This window comes from Gordonia sp. SL306, assembly GCF_026625785.1.
Classification (GTDB): Bacteria; Actinomycetota; Actinomycetes; order Mycobacteriales; family Mycobacteriaceae; genus Gordonia.
Map to the genome: position 1 here is coordinate 5,260,699 of NZ_CP113063.1, position 17,271 is coordinate 5,277,969.

A 17,271-nucleotide genomic window follows, 5' to 3' on the forward strand; every position below is an offset into this window, starting at 1 on the left:
GCCGCCGCACTCGCCATGGTGACGACGGCGTGCTCCGGCGCCGGTTCGCTGACCGACGGCGGCAGCGACGCCCTCACCATCGCCATGGTCTCGAACTCGCAGATGCAGGATGCCGTCAAGCTGTCCAGCCAGTTCGAACAGCAGAACCCCGGTACCAAGCTGAAGTTCGTCACGCTGTCGGAGAACGAGGCGCGGGCCAAGATCACCGCATCGGTGTCCACCGGTGGCGGCGAGTTCGACGTGGTGATGATCAGCAACTACGAGACACCGATGTGGGCGGAGAACGGGTGGCTGGTGAACCTCACCCCGTACATGGACGCCGACCCGTCGTACGCCGCGGACGACTTCGTCCCGACGCTCAAGACCGCACTCTCATACAAGGGTTCGATGTATTCGGCGCCGTTCTACGGGGAGTCGTCGTTCCTCATGTACAACAAGAAGATGTTCGCCGACGCGGGGGTGTCCCTGCCGGCGAAGCCCACCTGGCCGCAGGTCGCCGACGCCGCGGCCAAGCTCACCAAGGGTGATGTGTCGGGGATCTGTCTGCGCGGCAAGCCCGGCTGGGGCGAGCTGCTGGCTCCGTTGAACACGGTCATCAACGCATTCGGCGGCCGCTGGTACGACGAGAACTGGAATGCTCAGCTGACGAGCCCAGAAGTCGAAGCGGCAGTGAAGTTCTACGTCGACACCGTCCGGAAGTCCGGCGAGCCCGGCGCGGCGTCGTCGGGCTTCCAGGAGTGCGGCAATCTGCTGTCCCAGGGCCAGACGGCGATGTGGTACGACGCCACCTCGGCGGTCTCCGTGCTCGAGAGTCCGGACACGTCGACGATCGCCGGGAACGTCGGATACCTCCCTGCACCGTCGATGGCCAAGTCCGACAACGGATGGCTCTACACCTGGTCGTTGGGCATCCCGACCAGCAGCAAGAAGCGCGATGACGCATGGAAGTTCATCGACTGGATGACCAACCGCGCCTACATCCAGCACGTCGCCGACACCCTCGGCGCCAGTCACATCCCGCCCGGGAGCCGGATGTCGACCTATCAGCTCCCCGCCTACCAGGCCATCTCCAAGCCGTTCGCGGATGCGACGTTGTCGGCGATGACCACGGCGGATCAGCTCAAGCCGACGCTGAAGCCGGTCCCGTACACCGGTATCCAGTTCCTCTCGATCCCGGAGTTCCAGGATCTCGGTACCCGCGTCAGCCAACAGATCTCGGCGGCGATCGCCGGACAGATCAGTGTCGACAAGGCACTGGAACAGAGTCAGAAGTATGCCGAGACAGTCGGCAAGACCTATCAGAAGGAGAGGTGAGACGTGGCCACCGCACTCGCCCAACCCGGGGCTGATCCACAACCACGGTCCGATCTGCCGACGAGCTCACGGCGAGATCACATCTCGCGCGCCGAGGGATGGCGTCGACGGGGGCCGTTGCTGCCTGCGCTGATCTTCATGCTCGTGGTGACGCAGATCCCCTTCGTCTTCACCCTCTTCTATTCGACGCAGTCCTGGAACCTGGTGCGTCCGGGCTCACGGAGTTTCGTCGGGCTCGACAACTACATGGAGGTGTTCACCGACGGCCAGTTCTGGCGGGTGACCCTCAACACGATCCTCCTGATCGTGGGCACGGTGATCGCATCGGTGATCCTGGGTCTGATCTTCGCGCTGCTGCTCGACCGTAAGTTCCTGGGCCGCGGCATCGTTCGCACGCTGCTGATCACCCCGTTCCTTGTCACGCCGGTCGCCGCGGCGTTGCTGTGGAAGACCAGCCTGCTCTCCCCCACCAACGGTCTGGTCAACTGGGCGTTGAGCCCGTTCGGTGTCCACACCGACTGGCTCAGCCAGTACCCGCTGATGAGCGTGATCGCCGAATTGGTCTGGCAGTGGACGCCGTTCATGATGCTGCTGATCCTGGCCGGTCTGCAGTCCATGCCGAACGACATCAGCGAGGCGGCCAAGGTCGACGGCGCGACGAGCTTCCGGCTGTTCCGCGAGCTGACGCTCCCCCATCTTCGTCGGTTCATCGAACTCGGTGCTGTGCTGGGTGCCATCTACCTGGTGAACACGTTTGATGCCGTGTACATGATGACCTCCGGCGGCCCCGGGGTCTCGAGCGCCAACCTGCCGTTCTACATCTATCAGCGCGCGTTCCTCGGCTTCGACATCGGTCAGGCCGCGGCGATGGGCGTGGTCACCGTGATCGGCACCATCGTCGTCGCTTCGCTGGCGCTACGACTGATCTTCAAGAGCTTCACCGGGAACGAGGAGGCAGCCTGATGAGTACCGCAACGCAATCTCGCCCGTCGTCGACGACCGTCGACGGGGTGGAGATCGCCCGCCGCAAGAACCCGCGCGGGGTCCTGCTGACCGTCTTCACGTGGATTCTGGCGCTGGGGTTCTTCTTCCCGGTGCTCTGGATGGTGCTGACGGCGTTCAAGAAGGAGAGTGACGCGGCCACCAACCCGCCGACGTTCATCTTCACCCCGACGCTGGAGCAGTTCAAGGAGGTGTTCGACGCCGGTATCGGCACCCCGTTGATGAACTCCTTGTTCGCCACCATCGTCTCGACGATCCTGGTTCTGGCCCTGGGTGTTCCGGCCGCGTTCGCGCTGTCGCTGCGGCCGGTCCGCAAGACCCAGGATGCGCTGTTCTTCTTCATCAGCACCAAGATGCTGCCCATCGTGGCCGCGATCATCCCGTTGTATGTGATCGTCGGCCGCATCGGCATGCTGGACAACATCTGGACACTGGTCATCCTCTACACCGCGATGAACCTGCCGATCGCCGTCTGGATGATGCGTTCGTTCTTCCTCGAGGTCCCCAGCGAACTCCTCGAAGCGGCCAGCATCGACGGCGCGAGCCTGTGGACGTCGGTGCGCGAGGTGATCCTCCCGCTCATCTCACCCGGCATCGCGGCGACCGCGTTGATCTGCGTGATCTTCTCGTGGAACGAATTCTTCTTCGCCGTCAACATGACCGCGGTCAACGCCCAGACCATGCCGGTGTTCCTCACCGGGTTCATGTCCGGCCAAGGCCTGTATTGGGCGCAACTGTCGGCCGCATCGGTCCTCGCCGCGCTCCCGGTGGTGATCTGCGGCTGGATCGCCCAGAACAAACTCGTCCGTGGCCTGTCGTTCGGCGCCATCAAGTAGACCGTCCCACCCACTTCCCCCAGAATCCAGGAGACCCACCATGGCTTCCATCAGCTACGACGACGCGTGCTGCGTCTACCCCGGCGCCGACAAACTCGCCGTCGACCGCCTCAACCTCGACATCGCCGACGGCGAGTTCGTCGTCCTCGTGGGCCCCTCGGGCTCCGGCAAATCGACCGCACTGCGGATGCTCGCCGGACTCGAGGAGATCGACTCCGGCGCCATCCGCATCGGCGGACAGAACATGGTCGGCGTCGCACCCAAGGACCGCGACATCGCCATGGTCTTCCAGAACTATGCGCTCTACCCCAACAAGACCGTCGGGGAGAACATGGGATTCGCACTCAAGATGCGCGGCATCCCCACCGACGAACGCAAGAAGAAGGTCGCCGAAGCCGCGAAACTCCTCGACCTCACCGACTATCTGGACCGCAAACCGGCCAAACTGTCCGGCGGTCAACGCCAACGCGTCGCGATGGGCCGCGCCATCGTCCGTGAACCGCAGGTCTTCTGCATGGACGAGCCGCTGTCCAACCTCGATGCCAAACTCCGGGTACAGACCCGCACCCAGATCGCTGCACTGCAACGGCGTCTCGGCACCACCACCGTCTACGTCACCCACGACCAGGTGGAGGCCATGACCATGGGTGACCGGGTCGCCGTCCTGCGCAACGGTGCGCTGCAGCAGTTCGCCACCCCGGCCGACCTCTACGACCGTCCGGTCAACGCGTTCGTCGCCGGCTTCATCGGTTCCCCGGCGATGAATCTGTTCACCGCGCCAGTCACCGACGGCTCCATCACGATCTCCGGCGCGACCGTCGACCTCGACAACGAAGCGCAAGGTCTGCTGCGCAAGTCCGGACTGTCGAAGGTGATCGTCGGCATCCGTCCCGAGCATCTCGCGATCGGCGGTGACCGCGGCATCACCGCGGACGTGGCACTCCTCGAAGAACTCGGGAGCGAGAGTTACCTCTACGCCAAGGTCGACGATCCGTCGATCGCCACTCTCGAGGGCGACCCCGTCACCCTCGTCGCGCGATCACCCCACCGTGCCCCGGCGAAGCTCGGCGATGCGGTGCGCCTGTACCAGTCCGATCACGCCGTGCACCTTTTCGATCCGGAAACGGGGAATCGCCTGAGCTGAGGTGGGTCCCGCGCACGATCTGCGCTGATACTGTTACTGCTCCGACGACCTGCAGGAGCACATCCGGTGACACTCGAGCGCGAGACGACGACGGACGCGGACTCCGGACAGGACCAGCCCGCCGAAACCATCACCGAACCCACCCCGGCCCATGGATGGTGGCGCAGGCACCGCGAACGCTACGCGTTCACCGGGATGGTCGTGGCGCTCGCCTTCGTCTGGTTGTCGATGACGCCGTCGCTGTTGCCACGCGGCGCCCTGTTCCAGGGACTCGTGAGCGGCGCGTCAGCGGCAGTGGGTTACTGCATCGGGGTGTTCCTCGCGTGGCTGGTGCGCTTCATGATCTCGCGCGACGAGCCGTGGCGGAGCGCGAGCCGCCGATCGTGGCTCATCCTCGCCGGCGTGGCGATCGTCGGGACGGTGCTGATGCTCGTCTGGTTCTCCCAGTGGCAGTCCGACATCCGCGATCTGATGGGGGTCGGGCAGCTGACCTGGACGGCGTTCCCGACGATCGCCGTCCTCGCCGTGATCGTCTTCGTTGTGCTGATGTCCCTCGGACAGGCCTTCGCCTTCGCCGTCGGATGGTCGGTCCGACAGCTCAATCGCATTGCTCCCCCACGTATCTCGGCGGTGATCGGGGCAGGCCTGGTGGTCGTCCTGACCGTCTTCGTCCTCAACGGCGTGGTCGCGAAGTACTCGATGCAGTGGCTCAACGCGAGTTTCGCCGCAGCGAACGAGGAGACGAAGGCCGACAACTCCCCGCCGACCTCCGCGCTGCGCTCCGGTGGCCCGGGCTCCCTGGTCACGTGGGATTCGTTGGGCCGCGAGGGTCGTGTGTTCGTCTCCCGGGGACCGGATGTGGGCGCACTGACGCAATTCAACGGCTCTCCGGCAACCGAACCCATCCGGGTGTATGCGGGCCTGGAGTCCGGCGACAGCATCCGGGAGAATGCCGAATTGGCGGCCGACGAGCTGGTGCGCACCGGCGGTTTGCAGCGCAAGGTCATCGCGGTCGCTTCGACGACCGGCAGCGGCTGGGTGAACAAGGCCACTGTGGACTCGCTCGAGTACATGTACAACGGCGACATCGCGACCGTGAGCATGCAGTACTCGTATCTACCGAGCTGGCTCTCGTTCCTCGTCGACAAGGAGCGGGCCCGGCAGGCCGGTCGCGCGTTGTTCGAGGCGGTCTCCGAACGTGTCAGCGCCATCCCGGAAGCCGACCGGCCCAAGCTGGTGGTCTTCGGCGAGAGTCTCGGCTCGTTCGCCGGTGAAGCCGCGTTCGGCAGCATCCCCGCTCTCGCGGCCCGCACGGATGGTGCGCTGTTCAGCGGTCCGACCTTCAACAACACCCTGTGGAAGGACACCACCGCCGACCGTGATGCCGGGTCGCCGCAGTGGCAACCTGTCTACGACAACGGCTCCCAGGTCCGTTTCATCGCCGACCAACAGGATCTGGGTCACCCCGATGCGCTATGGAAACCGTCGCGCATCGTCTACCTGCAGCACGCCAGTGATCCGATCACCTGGTGGAATCCCAACCTCATCCTCAACGAGCCGGACTGGCTCGCCGAGCCCCGGGGTCGCGACGTCCTGTCGTCGACGCGGTGGATACCGTTCGTGACCTTCCTTCAGGTGTCGGCGGACATGGCCGTGGCGGTCAACGTGCCCGACGGGCACGGCCACGACTACATGTCGGCGATCCCCTACGCCTGGGCGGCGATGCTGGAACCGCCGGGATGGACCGACGTCAAGACCGAGGCCTTGCTGCCGCGCCTGAACCGCGACTGACCGCGGGCCCGTTCGACGGCCGATCGAACCGTCAGATCAGACCCGTGGCATCGAACACCCAGCTCGTATCCGCCTTCGCCAGGTCGTCCATCCACGTCGCCGGGGCCGAGTTGATCAGGGTGGCGGCGTCCCAATAGTCCTTCCACAAAGTCACCTTGCCGTCGACGACCCGGTGCACGGTGACGAACGGGAGCACCGCGACCTCGCCGCTCGCCCATTCCCACCGCTCGGAATGCTCGTAGATCACGTCGTCGCCGTGTGCCACCAGCACGCCGTCGTGGTTGGTGTACGCCGCCAGCGGCTCGAAGCCGACCTTGATCCGCTTGACGATGTCATGGGGACCACGGGCCGCCAATGTCGGACCGTACGGCATGTCGACGTAGATGCACTCGTCGGCGAGGTATGGCATCACGGCATCCCAATCTCGTTGTGCGAGAGCAGACCAGAGCCCCCGAACGATCGCTGCCGAGTCGCACTCGCTGACTGCCTCAGCGGACATCGGCGAGCCCCGAATCGGTTGCGGTAACGGTCGGATCAGGCACCGCAGGCGCCCGGAGTCCGTGTCGGAGGAACTGCCCGGTCCGCGAAGCACCGACGATGTCCGTCGGAACCCCGTGGTCGACGACCTTGCGACCGCTGACGAAAACCGCGACGACGGTGTCGTCGTTGCGGTTCACCATGCGCGAGAGCCCACCATAGGCCTCCACCGGCGCCTCCGCGTACTCCTCGAGCGACTCGTCGAGATGCTCCGGATCCACGATCATCAGATCCGCACGGTCGCCCGGACGCAGATGACCCGCGTCGATCCCATACCAGTCCGCGAGTTCGCCGGTCATCCGGTGCACTGCGGCGGCGGTGTCGAGGAAGGGCTCGCCGGCCAGCTCAGCGGAGCGGACGTGCCTCAGCAACCGCAGGCCGAAGTTGTAGAACGCCATGTTCCGCAGGTGGGCGCCGGCATCCGAGAACCCCAGTTGGATGCCCGGTTCACGGGCCATCTGCTTCAGCACCTCGGGACGGTGGTTGGAGATCGTCGTCCGCCAGCGTAGTTCGGTTCCGTGTTCGAGAACGAGGTCCAGGAATGCGTCCACCGGATGCAGACCGCCCCGGTCCAGTCCGACCTGCCCGAACGACTTCCCGATCACCGAATCATCCGGACAGCCGACGATCTGGGCATCGAAGAAGTCCCGATGCCACACGCGCACACCGTATTTGGATTCGTAGTCCTTACGGAAGCGTCGCCGGTACTCCTCGTCGCGCAGCAACTCGTCGCGTGCCAGCTCCTCTTTGAGGTGCAATGCGGCCGCCCCGGAACCGAACTCCTCGAAGATCACCAGGTCGATCCCGTCGGCGTAGACCTCGAACGGGACGGGCAGATGCTGCCACCGGAAGTCACCGCCGAGCCGGTTCACCAGCGCGGCAAGCGGACCCATGATCTTGATCGCATACGGATTGGCCTTGATGTCGGCCGCCGACAGGAGGCTGGTCTTGAGATGCGGACGACCGATGCCCAGCGACGTGAGCGCCTGCGACCCGACATTCACGGGGTTCGCGATGTCGGGTCCGGCCTGCAGGATGCGGCCGGATCTCCGCAACAGAGCCTTCAGCCTGCGGAGTTCGCGCGGCTTGGCATAGGTCGACGGCAACGTACGCGAACGGCAGGTCTCACCGTCGACCTTGTCGAAGAGGAGCTGCTGCGAGGACATACCGACGAACCCCACCTCGAGCGCATCGGCGAGCCATCGTTCCATCTGCGCCTGCTCGGAGCCGGTCGGCCGCGTCGATTTCTGGGTTGCCCGGTCGAGTCCCATGACCGCCGACCGCATATCCGAGTGGCCGATGAATGCCGCGACATTCGGGCCGAGCGCCCGGGACTCGAGGGCGTCGATGTATTCCTTGGGACCTGACCAGGTCTTGTGCCGGTCGACCGTGCTGATCACGTGCTCACGGGGGATCGCCTCCACCCGACCGAAGAGATCGCCGGCATCCGTCCCGTCGACATGGATCGTCGACAACGAGCAGGACCCGAGCAGCACGGTCGTGACCCCGTGCCGCAACGACTCCGAGAGCGACGGCTCGGCGAGCACCTCCACGTCGTAATGGGTGTGGATGTCCACCATGCCCGGCATCACCCACATCCCGTCGGCATCGATCACTTCGGGACACCCGGAGTCGTCGATGGGATCCACGGAGACGACGGCCACCTGGCCGTCCCGGATGCCGAGTGTGCGGATCGCCGCGGGCGCGCCGGTGCCGTCGAACCAGAGGCCGTTGCGAATGATTGTGTCGTAAGTCACTCGACCATTAGAGACAGGGTCCGGAATCGATGTCAACGATTGAGTAGACAAATTCCCAATTCTGTACACCCGACCAACTCCCGCCTTCGAGTGATCGCCGGTGACAGGCTGAGCAAGAACGGTCGGGCGCGACGACCGGCAGGCGACGGATACTGATGACATGACCGACACCGGCCGCGACCGGATCCGCGAACTGCTCGATGCCGTACTCGCCGACGATCACCACACCCTCGACGACATGGCGACGGGCGCACACGCGTCGGCATTCCATTTCAGTCGCCAGCTCGCGCGCCACACCGGCGAATCACCGGTGGCCCTGCGACGTCGCGTGATGCTCGAACGCGCGGCCTGGCACCTCCAGCGCGGCGAATCGGTCACCGACACCGCGTTCGCATCGGGATACGAATCGGTCGAGGGCTTCGCACGCGCCTTCACACGGGCGTTCGGCCACCCACCGAGTCGTTCGGGCTCGCGCACCGAGCACGGACATTGGCTGCCGTCACCCAACGGCATCCACTTCCACTCCCCAACCGTTCTCTACATCGACACCGGCGGCGCGTCAGAGGAGTCCGCGGGCGACGTGGTGGCATTGATGGTCCGACACGACCTCGACGACATCGCCGCCTTGCTCGCCGCGGCCAAGGACATTGACGACGAGTCCTGCGCGACGGTTCGTCTGCCGGGACACCGCGTGCTGCCATGGGCCGGTCCCGACGAGACGATCGCCGACGTCCTCACCCACCTCGTCGTCGACAAGGCCCCGTGGATGGCCAGCATCGACGGCACCGACGAGCCCGATCTCGACGGGCCACACGACGTGCAGGCACTGATCGAGATGCACGAGGAGATCGCACCGCGCTGGCTCGCGTTGACCCGCGACATCGACAGACGTGGCGCATGGCCCGACCGGATCGTCGACGCGATCTGCGATCCACCCGAATCCTTTCTGCTGTCGCAGATCTGGTCGCATGTGCTGACCTTCTCCGCACATCGCCGCCAACTGGTCCGGTGGATGCTCGCCGACGCCGGGATCGATGTGCGGTCGATCGACCCCGACCCCATCATGTGGCATCGACAGCGATCCGGAGGATTCACATGAACACCAGACCCAGATTCCGCTACTACACCGCGACCACCCTCGACGGCTATCTCGCAGACGAGAACGACTCCCTCGATTGGCTTCTCACACAGCCGATCGACGACGACGGCGCAATGAACTACGGAGCGTTCATCTCCGACGTCGGGTGCGTGGTGATGGGAGCGACCACCTACCGATGGCTGCTCGATCACGAGGTGGTCGACGGGAAGCCCTGGCCCTACGACATGCCGTGCTTCGTGTTCACCCATCGCGATCTCACTCCCGTCGCCGAATCGATCCGGATCGTCTCCGGCACTCCGGAAGAACATCATTCGACGCTCGTCGAGGCGGCGACCGGAAAGGACATCTGGGTCGTCGGGGGTGGCGATCTGGCCGCACAGTTCGCCGAAGCAGGGCTGCTCGACGAGGTCATGGTGTCCATCGCCCCGGTCACCCTCGGCGCCGGGCGGCCGCTGTTCCCACGCCGGTTCGACCTGGAACTGCTGACGGTGGAACGCAATCGAGCGTTCGTGTGTGCGCGTTACCGCGTGGTGGGACCGCGTGAGCCGGCTCAAGGATGACCGGTCATTCGAGTGGGTCCGGTGGAGACCAGTGGACCAGCGGTCCGCGTGCCGTCACGCGTCGCCGACGCCCAACTGTCGGCTCGCGTCGAGACCGCGAGCCCACCGCGGCATGATGAAGATGCCCTCCGCCTCGGCGCACAGACCGTCGGCGGTCGAGATCGTCCCGCTGGCAAATGACTTGTGGCCCTCGGTGCGGTCGAGTCGGCCCTCGACGCGGATCGGACCGAGAACCGTCCCCTGCCGATACCGGATCGTCAACGTCCCGGTCATACCGGGCGACCCGGCATTGACCGCCGCGTTTCCCAGGACCTGATCGAGGATGAGACCGATGACGCCACCGTGCACCAGCCCGGGCGGACCCTCGTATTGCGGCCCGAGATCGAACTCGGCCCAGACATGATCGGCCTCGGCGTGGAACTCGACCGGAGGGGCAAGGGGATTGCGGATACCCTCGACCGCATTTCCCCAGTTCCGCAGCCGCCCATCGGAGTTGAAGCGCAAACCGAACGACGAGTCGATCCGGCTGCGCTCGAGGATCTCGGTGGCCGCGTCGATGTGCGCTCGCGCCTCGGCCAGCTCGTCCTCGCCTACGTCGGTCACCACCGTTGCCGTGACCAGGCCACGCACGCTGTCGCCGAGCTCCCTCGCCTGCTCGATCTGCCGCGTCAGTTCCTCGGCCGGGATCTCCTCGGTGATGTACCCGCTCATCGCTCACCTCACACTGTCGAAACGGCCCGAACGACCACGCTATCCCACCGGATAATCGGGTCACGGTTCCGGCGACGAACATCACGAACAAACGAGAACACGTTCTCGTTCTTGATACGCTTGCCCAATGGCACGAATCGGCGGCTTCGCGGACGACGACATCGTCGGGTGGCTCGGCCTCTCACCGACGCTCGGGGGTGCTCTCGGCAACTACGCCGACGCCGTCTACACCAAGAGCCGCCTCGACCCCCGCACCCGCGAACTGGCCCGGATGGTGATCGCGGGTCACAACGAGTGTGCCGTCTGCCGCAACACGCGGGCGCAGGCGAGCGGCCTCGACGAAGAGTTCTACCTCCACGTCGACGACTGGGCCACCTGGCCCGGCTATTCCGACGGTGAACGCGTCGCCGCGGAGTTCGCCCATCGATTCGCCACCGATCACATCGGTTTGCGTGAGGACGACGAATACTGGGAGAGGTGTCGCGCCGCCCTGTCCGACGAACTCGTCGTCGACCTGGCGGTGTCGTGTGCGTTGTGGCTGGGTCAGGGCCGTGCCCTTCGCGTCCTCGACGTGGGTCAGGCCTGCCGCCTGTCGATCTGAACCGCCCCGCTGCCCGGGCGACCCGCCCGGTAGCCTCACCACCATGAGCGATCAACAGTGGAATGCGTTCGAGGTCTCGATCTCCGATTTCGTCGCCGAGGTGACCCTCACCGGCCCGGGCAAGGGCAACGCGATGGGACCCGACTTCTGGCGTGAACTCCCCGAGATCTGCGCACAACTCGACCGCGACGACGATGTGCGCGCGATCGTGTTGACCGGTTCGGGATCTCACTTCTCCTACGGGCTCGACCTGCCGGCAATGGCGGGCGACCTCGGGACGGTCCTGGCCGAAGGCGCCAAGGCGCGTCCGCGTACCGAATTCCACGACATGGTGCGTCGTATGCAGGGCGCCATCTCGGCGGTCGCCGACTGCCGCAAACCGGTTGTCGCGGCGGTGTCCGGTTGGTGCATCGGGGGCGGCGTCGACCTGATCAGCGCCGCCGACATCCGTTTTGCCGCCGCCGACGCCAAGTTCAGCGTGCGCGAAGTCAAGGTGGCGATGGTCGCCGACGTCGGTAGCTTTGCCCGCCTGCCCCAGATCATCGGCGACGGCCATCTGCGCGAACTCGCACTGACCGGCAAGGACATCGACGCCGATCACGCCCTGCGGATCGGTCTGGTCAACGATGTCCTGCCGGATCGTGACGGCGTGCTGGCCGCCGCCCGCGCCACGGCCGCGGAGATCGCCGCGAACCCGCCGTTGGTGGTACAGGGTGTCAAGTCGGTGCTCGATCACAGCCGCCGGGCGGCCGTCGACGACAGTCTGCGCTACGTCGCTGCGTGGAACTCCGCTTTCCTGCCGAGCGATGACCTCACCGAGGCCATCAGCGCCGTGTTCGAGAAGCGTGCGCCGGAGTTCCGCGGGGCCTGACCCGAAACGGCGTCCGCGCGGGTCTCTCCATCCGCGCGGACCATCCCGCGGTCGTTCTCAGACCAGTGCGTTCCTCAGATCAGGGCGATCGGCTCGAGTAGAAACACCGGGATCTGACGTTCGGTCCGGGAGACGTACAGGTCGAAGTTCGGCCATACCTCGACCATCCTCGCCCACGCCTCACCGCGTTCGTCACCGTCCAACTCCCGAAACGTCACGGTCTCGTACTCCCCATGGTGGCCGACCTCGGCGGTGTCGGCGGCACGGAGATTGAAGACCCACTGTGGCATGCGCGGACCGCCGAAATACGATCCGGCGATCAGCCAGCCCTTCTCCGTCGGTACCGCGAGAAGACGGGTCGATCGCACGACTCCACTGCGTCGTCCGGCAACCCGCAGGGTGATGTTCGGTAACCCACCGATGTCCAGCAGCCCGTACTTCTGGCCGGTGATCCGCTGTACCGCACTGTCGACGACGACGATCTGTGGCAGCAATCGTGGCATCCAGCTGATCGAACCGATCTTGATCGCCAGCGGAGTGAGGGCGCCCATGCCCCAAGTGTGACATCCCGTGGCCTCGGCTTCACTTCGGCGTGCGCGCCGACCGTCGTATCCACACGCCGCGCAGCCCTGTGGATGGCAGAACTCACATCCACGCGATCGAGGGAATGATCGCGGCATGACATACGACAGCTCTCCGAGACCGGATACGGGTACCGCCCACGATCCCATCCACTCGGCCGCCGACCTCCACCGACGATGGCGCCTGCTGATGGAGCCACTCGGGCTCTCCGAGATCCTCCTGTGGTTCACCTTCGTCGATGCCGACCACCTACAGACCCCCGCGCTCAACCAACTGGCGATTCCCGCGCGCCCTGACCGGTCCATCTCGGACATCCTGATGAGCCGTCTCGGCGAGGCCGTCGCACAGCTCCCGGATCTGTCCGTCGCGCTGCTGCTGACGCGACCCGGCAACGACGGTGTGACCGACGACGACATGGGCTGGGCTCGGTTCCTCACCGCGGATGCCGCCCGCCACGGCGTGATCCTGCATCCGATCCACCGCGCGAACGATGTGGAGCTGATCGCGCTCACGCTTCCCACCGACGCGGCCGCCTGACGCGGTTGCACACCGTTGGAATGGGGTGGGTGCCCGGGTAGCTTGGCCCATGAGCGTCGGCCACAGCATGCCGGCGGCAGGCACGGGAGATCGGACGATCATGGCGCAACGCATCCTGCTCGACGGCGGTCAGACCGGGACGCGGGTACGTATCGTCGGTCCGTCGTCGAGCAGCGACCACCGGGCCGGACCCATCCGTACCGATCGCCCCGTGGTTCCGCAGATCGCCCGCGCCGCAAGCGAAGTCCTCGCCGAAGCGGCCAGCACGGTCGGTGAACTCGCGGCCGGCGTCTCGGGGCTCACCCCGGATGCGACCCGCCCGGCGGAGCTTCGGGAAGCGGTTGCCCATCTGGGTATCCGTACGGTCGCGCTGACCCACGACTCGGTGTCGGCGTATCTCGCGGCCAATCGCCTCGCGCTCGGTGCCGTCACGGCGGTCGGTACGGGGGTCGTCACGCTGGGGGTCGGCACCGCGGGCACTGCGCGGGTGGACGGATGGGGGCATCTGGTCGGCGACGCAGGCAGCGCCTACTGGATCGGGCGGGCGGGACTCGAAGCCGCCCTGCGCTCGTTCGACGGCCGAGGTCCCGACACCGGACTCGAGTCGGCGGCGCGCGACCGGTTCGGACCGTTGCCCGAGCTCTACATGGTGTTGCAGGGCGATCCCGACCGCGTGAGTCGCACCGCCGGATTCGCGAGAGAGGTCGACGACGCAGCACGTGCGGGCGATCGGGTCGCGATCGAGATCAACGACCGGGCCGCCACCGAACTCGCCGCGTCGGTCGCCGCCGCACTGCGCCGCAGCGGACACCGGCCCGACGACACGGCCAGGGTCAGCTGGATGGGCGAGGTACTCAGCCACAACGAGCGGATCCGGGAACGGTTCGTCGGTGTGCTCGGCACCGCGGTGCCCGGCGCCATCGTCGAGGCCCCCCGCGGTGAGCCACTCGACGGCGTCGGGCTGTTGCTCGACCTACCGTCCGAACACCCGCTGGCCGACCAGGTTCACCGCGCTTGAGGGTGCGGGTCGTGCCGGCCGCTCCGCGCGCTCAGGACTCGGAGGCGAGGGAATCGGTGAGCGTGCCGGCCAGCAACTTGGCGAACTCGGCCGGATCGCCGAGCTCGCCGCCCTCTGCGATCACCGCCATCCCGTAGATCAACTTCGCCGTCGCCGCGAGGGACGTGTGGTCGTCGGAAGCCCGGAAGGCGTCGTTCAGACCGGCGATCAGCGGGTGGTCGGCGTTGATCTCCAGCGCACGCTTCGTCTTGGGCAGCTCCTGTCCCGACGCCCGATAGAGCTTCTCCAATTGCGGTGACATCGAGAAGGTGTCGCCGACCAGGCACGCCGCCGACTCGGTGAGCCGCGACGACAGGCGCGCCTCGTTGACGTCGTCGGTGAGGGTCTCGGCCAGCCAATCCAGCAGGCCGGTGAACTCCTCGGTCCGCTTCTCCTTGTCCGCCTTGGCCTTTTCCGTGTCGGTGTCGTCGTCGGCCGACGCCGCGTCGACACCGTCGAGGTCGACGGCTCCCTTGGCGATCGAGGTGAAGGACTTGCCCTCGAACTCCAGTCCGCTGCTCACCCACATCTCGTCCACCGGGTCGGTCAGGAGGAGGACCTCGACCCCCTTCGCACGGAATGCCTCGATATGGGGTGAGTTCTCGATCTGCTGACGGGTCTCGCCGGTCATGTAGTACACGGTGTCCTGGCCGCTACGCATCCGTCCGACGTAGTCGGCCAGGGTGGTGAGGTCGTCGGCGGAGTCGGTCGACTCGAACGACGATGCCTTGAGCAGGGCATCGCGATTGTCGATGTCGTTGACCAGGCCTTCTTTCCAGACCCGGCCGAAGTTCTGCCAGAACGTTTTGTAGTCGTCGGGCCGCGAGGCGCGCATGTCCCCGACCGTCGAGATCACCCGCTTGGTAAGGCGACGTCGGATGGCCCGGATCTGGCGGTCCTGCTGCAGGATCTCCCGCGAGACGTTCAGCGACAGGTCGGCGGCATCGACGACGCCCTTCACGAAACGCAGGTACTCCGGGATGAGCTCTTCGCAGTCATCCATGATGAAGACGCGCTTGACGTAGAGCTGGACGCCGGAAGTGCGTTCACGCATGAACAGATCGAACGGCGCCTGCGTCGGGATGAACAGCAGCGCCTGGTATTCGAAGGTGCCCTCGGCCTTGAGCGTGATCACCTCGAGCGGCTCGTCCCACGCATGACTGACGTGACGGTAGAACTCGTGGTACTCGTCCTCGGTCACCTCGTCGGAGGACTTGGCCCACAACGCCTTCTGTGAGTTGATCGTCTCGCTGACGATCTCGGTCGTCGGCTCGGCCACGGTGTCGGTATCGGTGTCGTCGGTCTCGGGTGCCGGAACCGTCTTCTCGACGTCCATCCGGATCGGCCACGCGATGAAGTCCGAGTAGCGCTTCACCAGCTGACGCAGCTTGGTTGGGTCGGTGTAGTCGTACAGGTGGTCGTCGGTGTCGACCGGCTTGAGGGCGAGCGTCACGGACGTCCCCTGCGGTGCGTCGCTCACCTCGTCGAGCGTGTAGGTGCCGTCACCGGTCGATTCCCATCGGGTGCCTGCCTCGTCGGCGGCATGGCGGGTGACGAGGGTGACCCGGTCGGCGACCATGAAGGTCGAATAGAAGCCGATACCGAACTGTCCGATCAACTCTTCGGACGCGGCCGCATCCTTGACCTCCGCGAGTTTGCGGCGGAGTTCTGCGGTTCCGGACCGTGCGAGCGTGCCGATCAGACCGACGACGTCGTCGCGGGACATGCCGATACCGTTGTCGCGAACCGTCAGGGTGCGCGCATCCCGATCGGTGTCCAGTTGGATGTGCAGGTCCGAGGTGTCCACCTCGAGGCTCTTGTCCTGGAGCGATTCGAGCCGCACCTTGTCCAGGGCATCGGATGCGTTGGAGATCAGCTCACGTAGGAAGCTGTCTTTGTTCGAGTAGACCGAATGGACCATGAGATCCAGCAACTGCCGGGTCTCGGCCTGGAACTCGCGAACCTCTGTTTGACCACTCACGATAACCTCCGCGTCAGAGTCATTGCCGGAGCCGCATATTACCGATCCGCCGATTGGCTACTCTGAAGTGGGTCGGCCGGTTCACCCGCCGTCCGCACACCGCCGGAAGTTCCGCCACAGGAAGACAGGTGCATGTCTCCTCCTCGTCTGTTGTTCGTGCACGCGCACCCCGACGACGAATCGCTGTGGACCGGTGGCGCCATCGCCCGCCACATCGCCCGTGGCGGTGACGCCGACCTGGTCGTGTGCACCTGGGCGGAGGGCACCGAACGACACGCGGAACTGGTGGAGGCGGCCGGCACGCTCGGACTGCCCAGGCCGCCGATCATGCTCGGCTATGCCGACGATCGCGTGCCCGAGTCGGCACCGGAGGCGATGCGCTTCTGCTCCGCACCCCTCGACGACCCGGTCCGCACGCTGGTGGCGCACATCAGGCGCCTGCGGCCGGACGCGATCGTCACCTACGACGCGGTCGGCATCTACGGCCACCCCGACCACGTCCACGCACATCGAGTGGCGACGGTCTCGGCCGACGCCGCCGCATCCGGCGGGTTGTACCGATCGACCGGCGAACCCTGGCAGGTCCGGTCGATGTACTTCGTGACGATCGCCCAATGGATGGTCGACGACGTGCAACACGATCTGTTCGCAGACCTCCCGCCGCAGTACCTGCCGGGGACCTCCGAGGACGATGTCGATCTGGTGCTCGACGTCGCGGAATGGCGCGACCGCAAGGCCGATGCGATCATCTGTCACCGAACCGAACTCGATCGCAGCCGGACCATGAAGGCCCTGATGGGCCTGCCGGCCGCGCGGCGCAGTCGCCTGCTCGGGACCGAGTGTTTCCTCCGTCGCGATCTCGTGCCCGGCGGCGTCGACCTCGGCTGATGG

Annotated in this window: 17 protein-coding genes; 12 read left to right on the forward strand and 5 right to left on the reverse strand. The window is 65.9% G+C overall.

Annotation, left to right across the window (positions count from 1 at the left end):
* Nucleotides 1-15 precede the first annotated feature (15 nt).
* The 5 genes from OVA31_RS24220 (at nt 16) to OVA31_RS24240 (ending at nt 6,087) form a co-directional block, all read left to right on the forward strand.
* On the forward strand, nt 16-1,314 hold the full coding sequence (locus tag OVA31_RS24220) for an ABC transporter substrate-binding protein (RefSeq protein WP_267631698.1): 1,299 nt from the start codon (nt 16-18) through the stop codon (nt 1,312-1,314).
* A 54-nt stretch (nt 1,315-1,368) separates the two neighbouring features.
* Nucleotides 1,369-2,277 carry a carbohydrate ABC transporter permease gene (locus OVA31_RS24225; protein WP_267631699.1) on the forward strand — a complete coding sequence of 303 codons (909 nt, stop codon included), beginning with the start codon at nt 1,369-1,371 and terminating at the stop codon, nt 2,275-2,277.
* On the forward strand, nt 2,277-3,152 hold the full coding sequence (locus OVA31_RS24230) for a carbohydrate ABC transporter permease (RefSeq protein WP_267629056.1): 876 nt from the start codon (nt 2,277-2,279) through the stop codon (nt 3,150-3,152). The genes OVA31_RS24225 and OVA31_RS24230 overlap by 1 nt, the downstream gene beginning before the upstream one ends.
* Before the next feature lie 40 nt (nt 3,153-3,192).
* Complete coding sequence (locus OVA31_RS24235) at nt 3,193-4,296, forward strand: ABC transporter ATP-binding protein (RefSeq protein WP_267629057.1); 1,104 nt, start codon at nt 3,193-3,195, stop codon at nt 4,294-4,296.
* Nucleotides 4,297-4,362: 66 nt separating this feature from the next.
* Nucleotides 4,363-6,087: an alpha/beta hydrolase gene (locus tag OVA31_RS24240; RefSeq protein ID WP_420714118.1), complete on the forward strand. Its 1,725-nt coding sequence runs from the start codon at nt 4,363-4,365 to the stop codon at nt 6,085-6,087.
* 31 nt (nt 6,088-6,118) lie between these two features.
* On the opposite strand, the gene OVA31_RS24245 is transcribed toward OVA31_RS24240, so the two are convergent.
* Entirely contained in the window at nt 6,119-6,586 is a 468-nt protein-coding gene (locus tag OVA31_RS24245) for a nuclear transport factor 2 family protein (RefSeq protein ID WP_267629058.1), read from the reverse strand.
* On the reverse strand, nt 6,576-8,381 hold the full coding sequence (locus tag OVA31_RS24250) for an N-acyl-D-amino-acid deacylase family protein (protein WP_267629059.1): 1,806 nt from the start codon (nt 8,379-8,381) through the stop codon (nt 6,576-6,578). Before OVA31_RS24250 ends, OVA31_RS24245 begins: the two co-directional genes overlap by 11 nt.
* A gap of 160 nt (nt 8,382-8,541) precedes the next feature.
* Here OVA31_RS24250 and OVA31_RS24255 point away from each other — a divergent pair, with 160 nt between their 5' ends.
* Entirely contained in the window at nt 8,542-9,480 is a 939-nt protein-coding gene (locus OVA31_RS24255; protein WP_267629060.1) for a helix-turn-helix transcriptional regulator, read from the forward strand.
* Nucleotides 9,477-10,040, forward strand: a complete 564-nt coding sequence (locus OVA31_RS24260) for a dihydrofolate reductase family protein (protein WP_267629061.1) — start codon at nt 9,477-9,479, stop codon at nt 10,038-10,040. Before OVA31_RS24255 ends, OVA31_RS24260 begins: the two co-directional genes overlap by 4 nt.
* Nucleotides 10,041-10,094: 54 nt before the next feature.
* Here the strand turns inward: OVA31_RS24260 and OVA31_RS24265 are convergent, their stop codons facing one another.
* Nucleotides 10,095-10,751 carry a PaaI family thioesterase gene (locus OVA31_RS24265; protein WP_267629062.1) on the reverse strand — a complete coding sequence of 219 codons (657 nt, stop codon included), beginning with the start codon at nt 10,749-10,751 and terminating at the stop codon, nt 10,095-10,097.
* A gap of 127 nt (nt 10,752-10,878) precedes the next feature.
* On the opposite strand from OVA31_RS24265, the gene OVA31_RS24270 reads away from it, so the two are divergent.
* Both OVA31_RS24270 and OVA31_RS24275 read left to right on the forward strand, forming a co-directional pair.
* Nucleotides 10,879-11,352 (forward strand): carboxymuconolactone decarboxylase family protein, encoded by a 474-nt coding sequence (locus OVA31_RS24270; protein WP_190268458.1) that lies wholly within the window; start codon nt 10,879-10,881, stop codon nt 11,350-11,352.
* A 43-nt stretch (nt 11,353-11,395) separates the two neighbouring features.
* Nucleotides 11,396-12,223 carry a crotonase/enoyl-CoA hydratase family protein gene (locus OVA31_RS24275; RefSeq protein WP_267629063.1) on the forward strand — a complete coding sequence of 276 codons (828 nt, stop codon included), beginning with the start codon at nt 11,396-11,398 and terminating at the stop codon, nt 12,221-12,223.
* 74 nt (nt 12,224-12,297) lie between these two features.
* Here the strand turns inward: OVA31_RS24275 and OVA31_RS24280 are convergent, their stop codons facing one another.
* On the reverse strand, nt 12,298-12,774 hold the full coding sequence (locus OVA31_RS24280; protein ID WP_267629064.1) for a nitroreductase family deazaflavin-dependent oxidoreductase: 477 nt from the start codon (nt 12,772-12,774) through the stop codon (nt 12,298-12,300).
* A gap of 127 nt (nt 12,775-12,901) precedes the next feature.
* Here OVA31_RS24280 and OVA31_RS24285 point away from each other — a divergent pair, with 127 nt between their 5' ends.
* Entirely contained in the window at nt 12,902-13,342 is a 441-nt protein-coding gene (locus OVA31_RS24285; RefSeq protein ID WP_267629065.1) for a hypothetical protein, read from the forward strand.
* Nucleotides 13,343-13,391: 49 nt separating this feature from the next.
* A complete protein-coding gene (locus tag OVA31_RS24290; protein ID WP_267629066.1) occupies nt 13,392-14,360 on the forward strand; it encodes an N-acetylglucosamine kinase in 969 nt (322 codons plus the stop codon).
* A gap of 31 nt (nt 14,361-14,391) precedes the next feature.
* Here the strand turns inward: OVA31_RS24290 and htpG are convergent, their stop codons facing one another.
* Nucleotides 14,392-16,380 (reverse strand): molecular chaperone HtpG, encoded by a 1,989-nt coding sequence (gene htpG, locus OVA31_RS24295; protein ID WP_267629067.1) that lies wholly within the window; start codon nt 16,378-16,380, stop codon nt 14,392-14,394.
* Nucleotides 16,381-16,512: 132 nt separating this feature from the next.
* On the opposite strand from htpG, the gene OVA31_RS24300 reads away from it, so the two are divergent.
* Nucleotides 16,513-17,268, forward strand: a complete 756-nt coding sequence (locus OVA31_RS24300; protein WP_267629068.1) for a PIG-L family deacetylase — start codon at nt 16,513-16,515, stop codon at nt 17,266-17,268.
* Nucleotides 17,269-17,271: the final 3 nt, after the last annotated feature.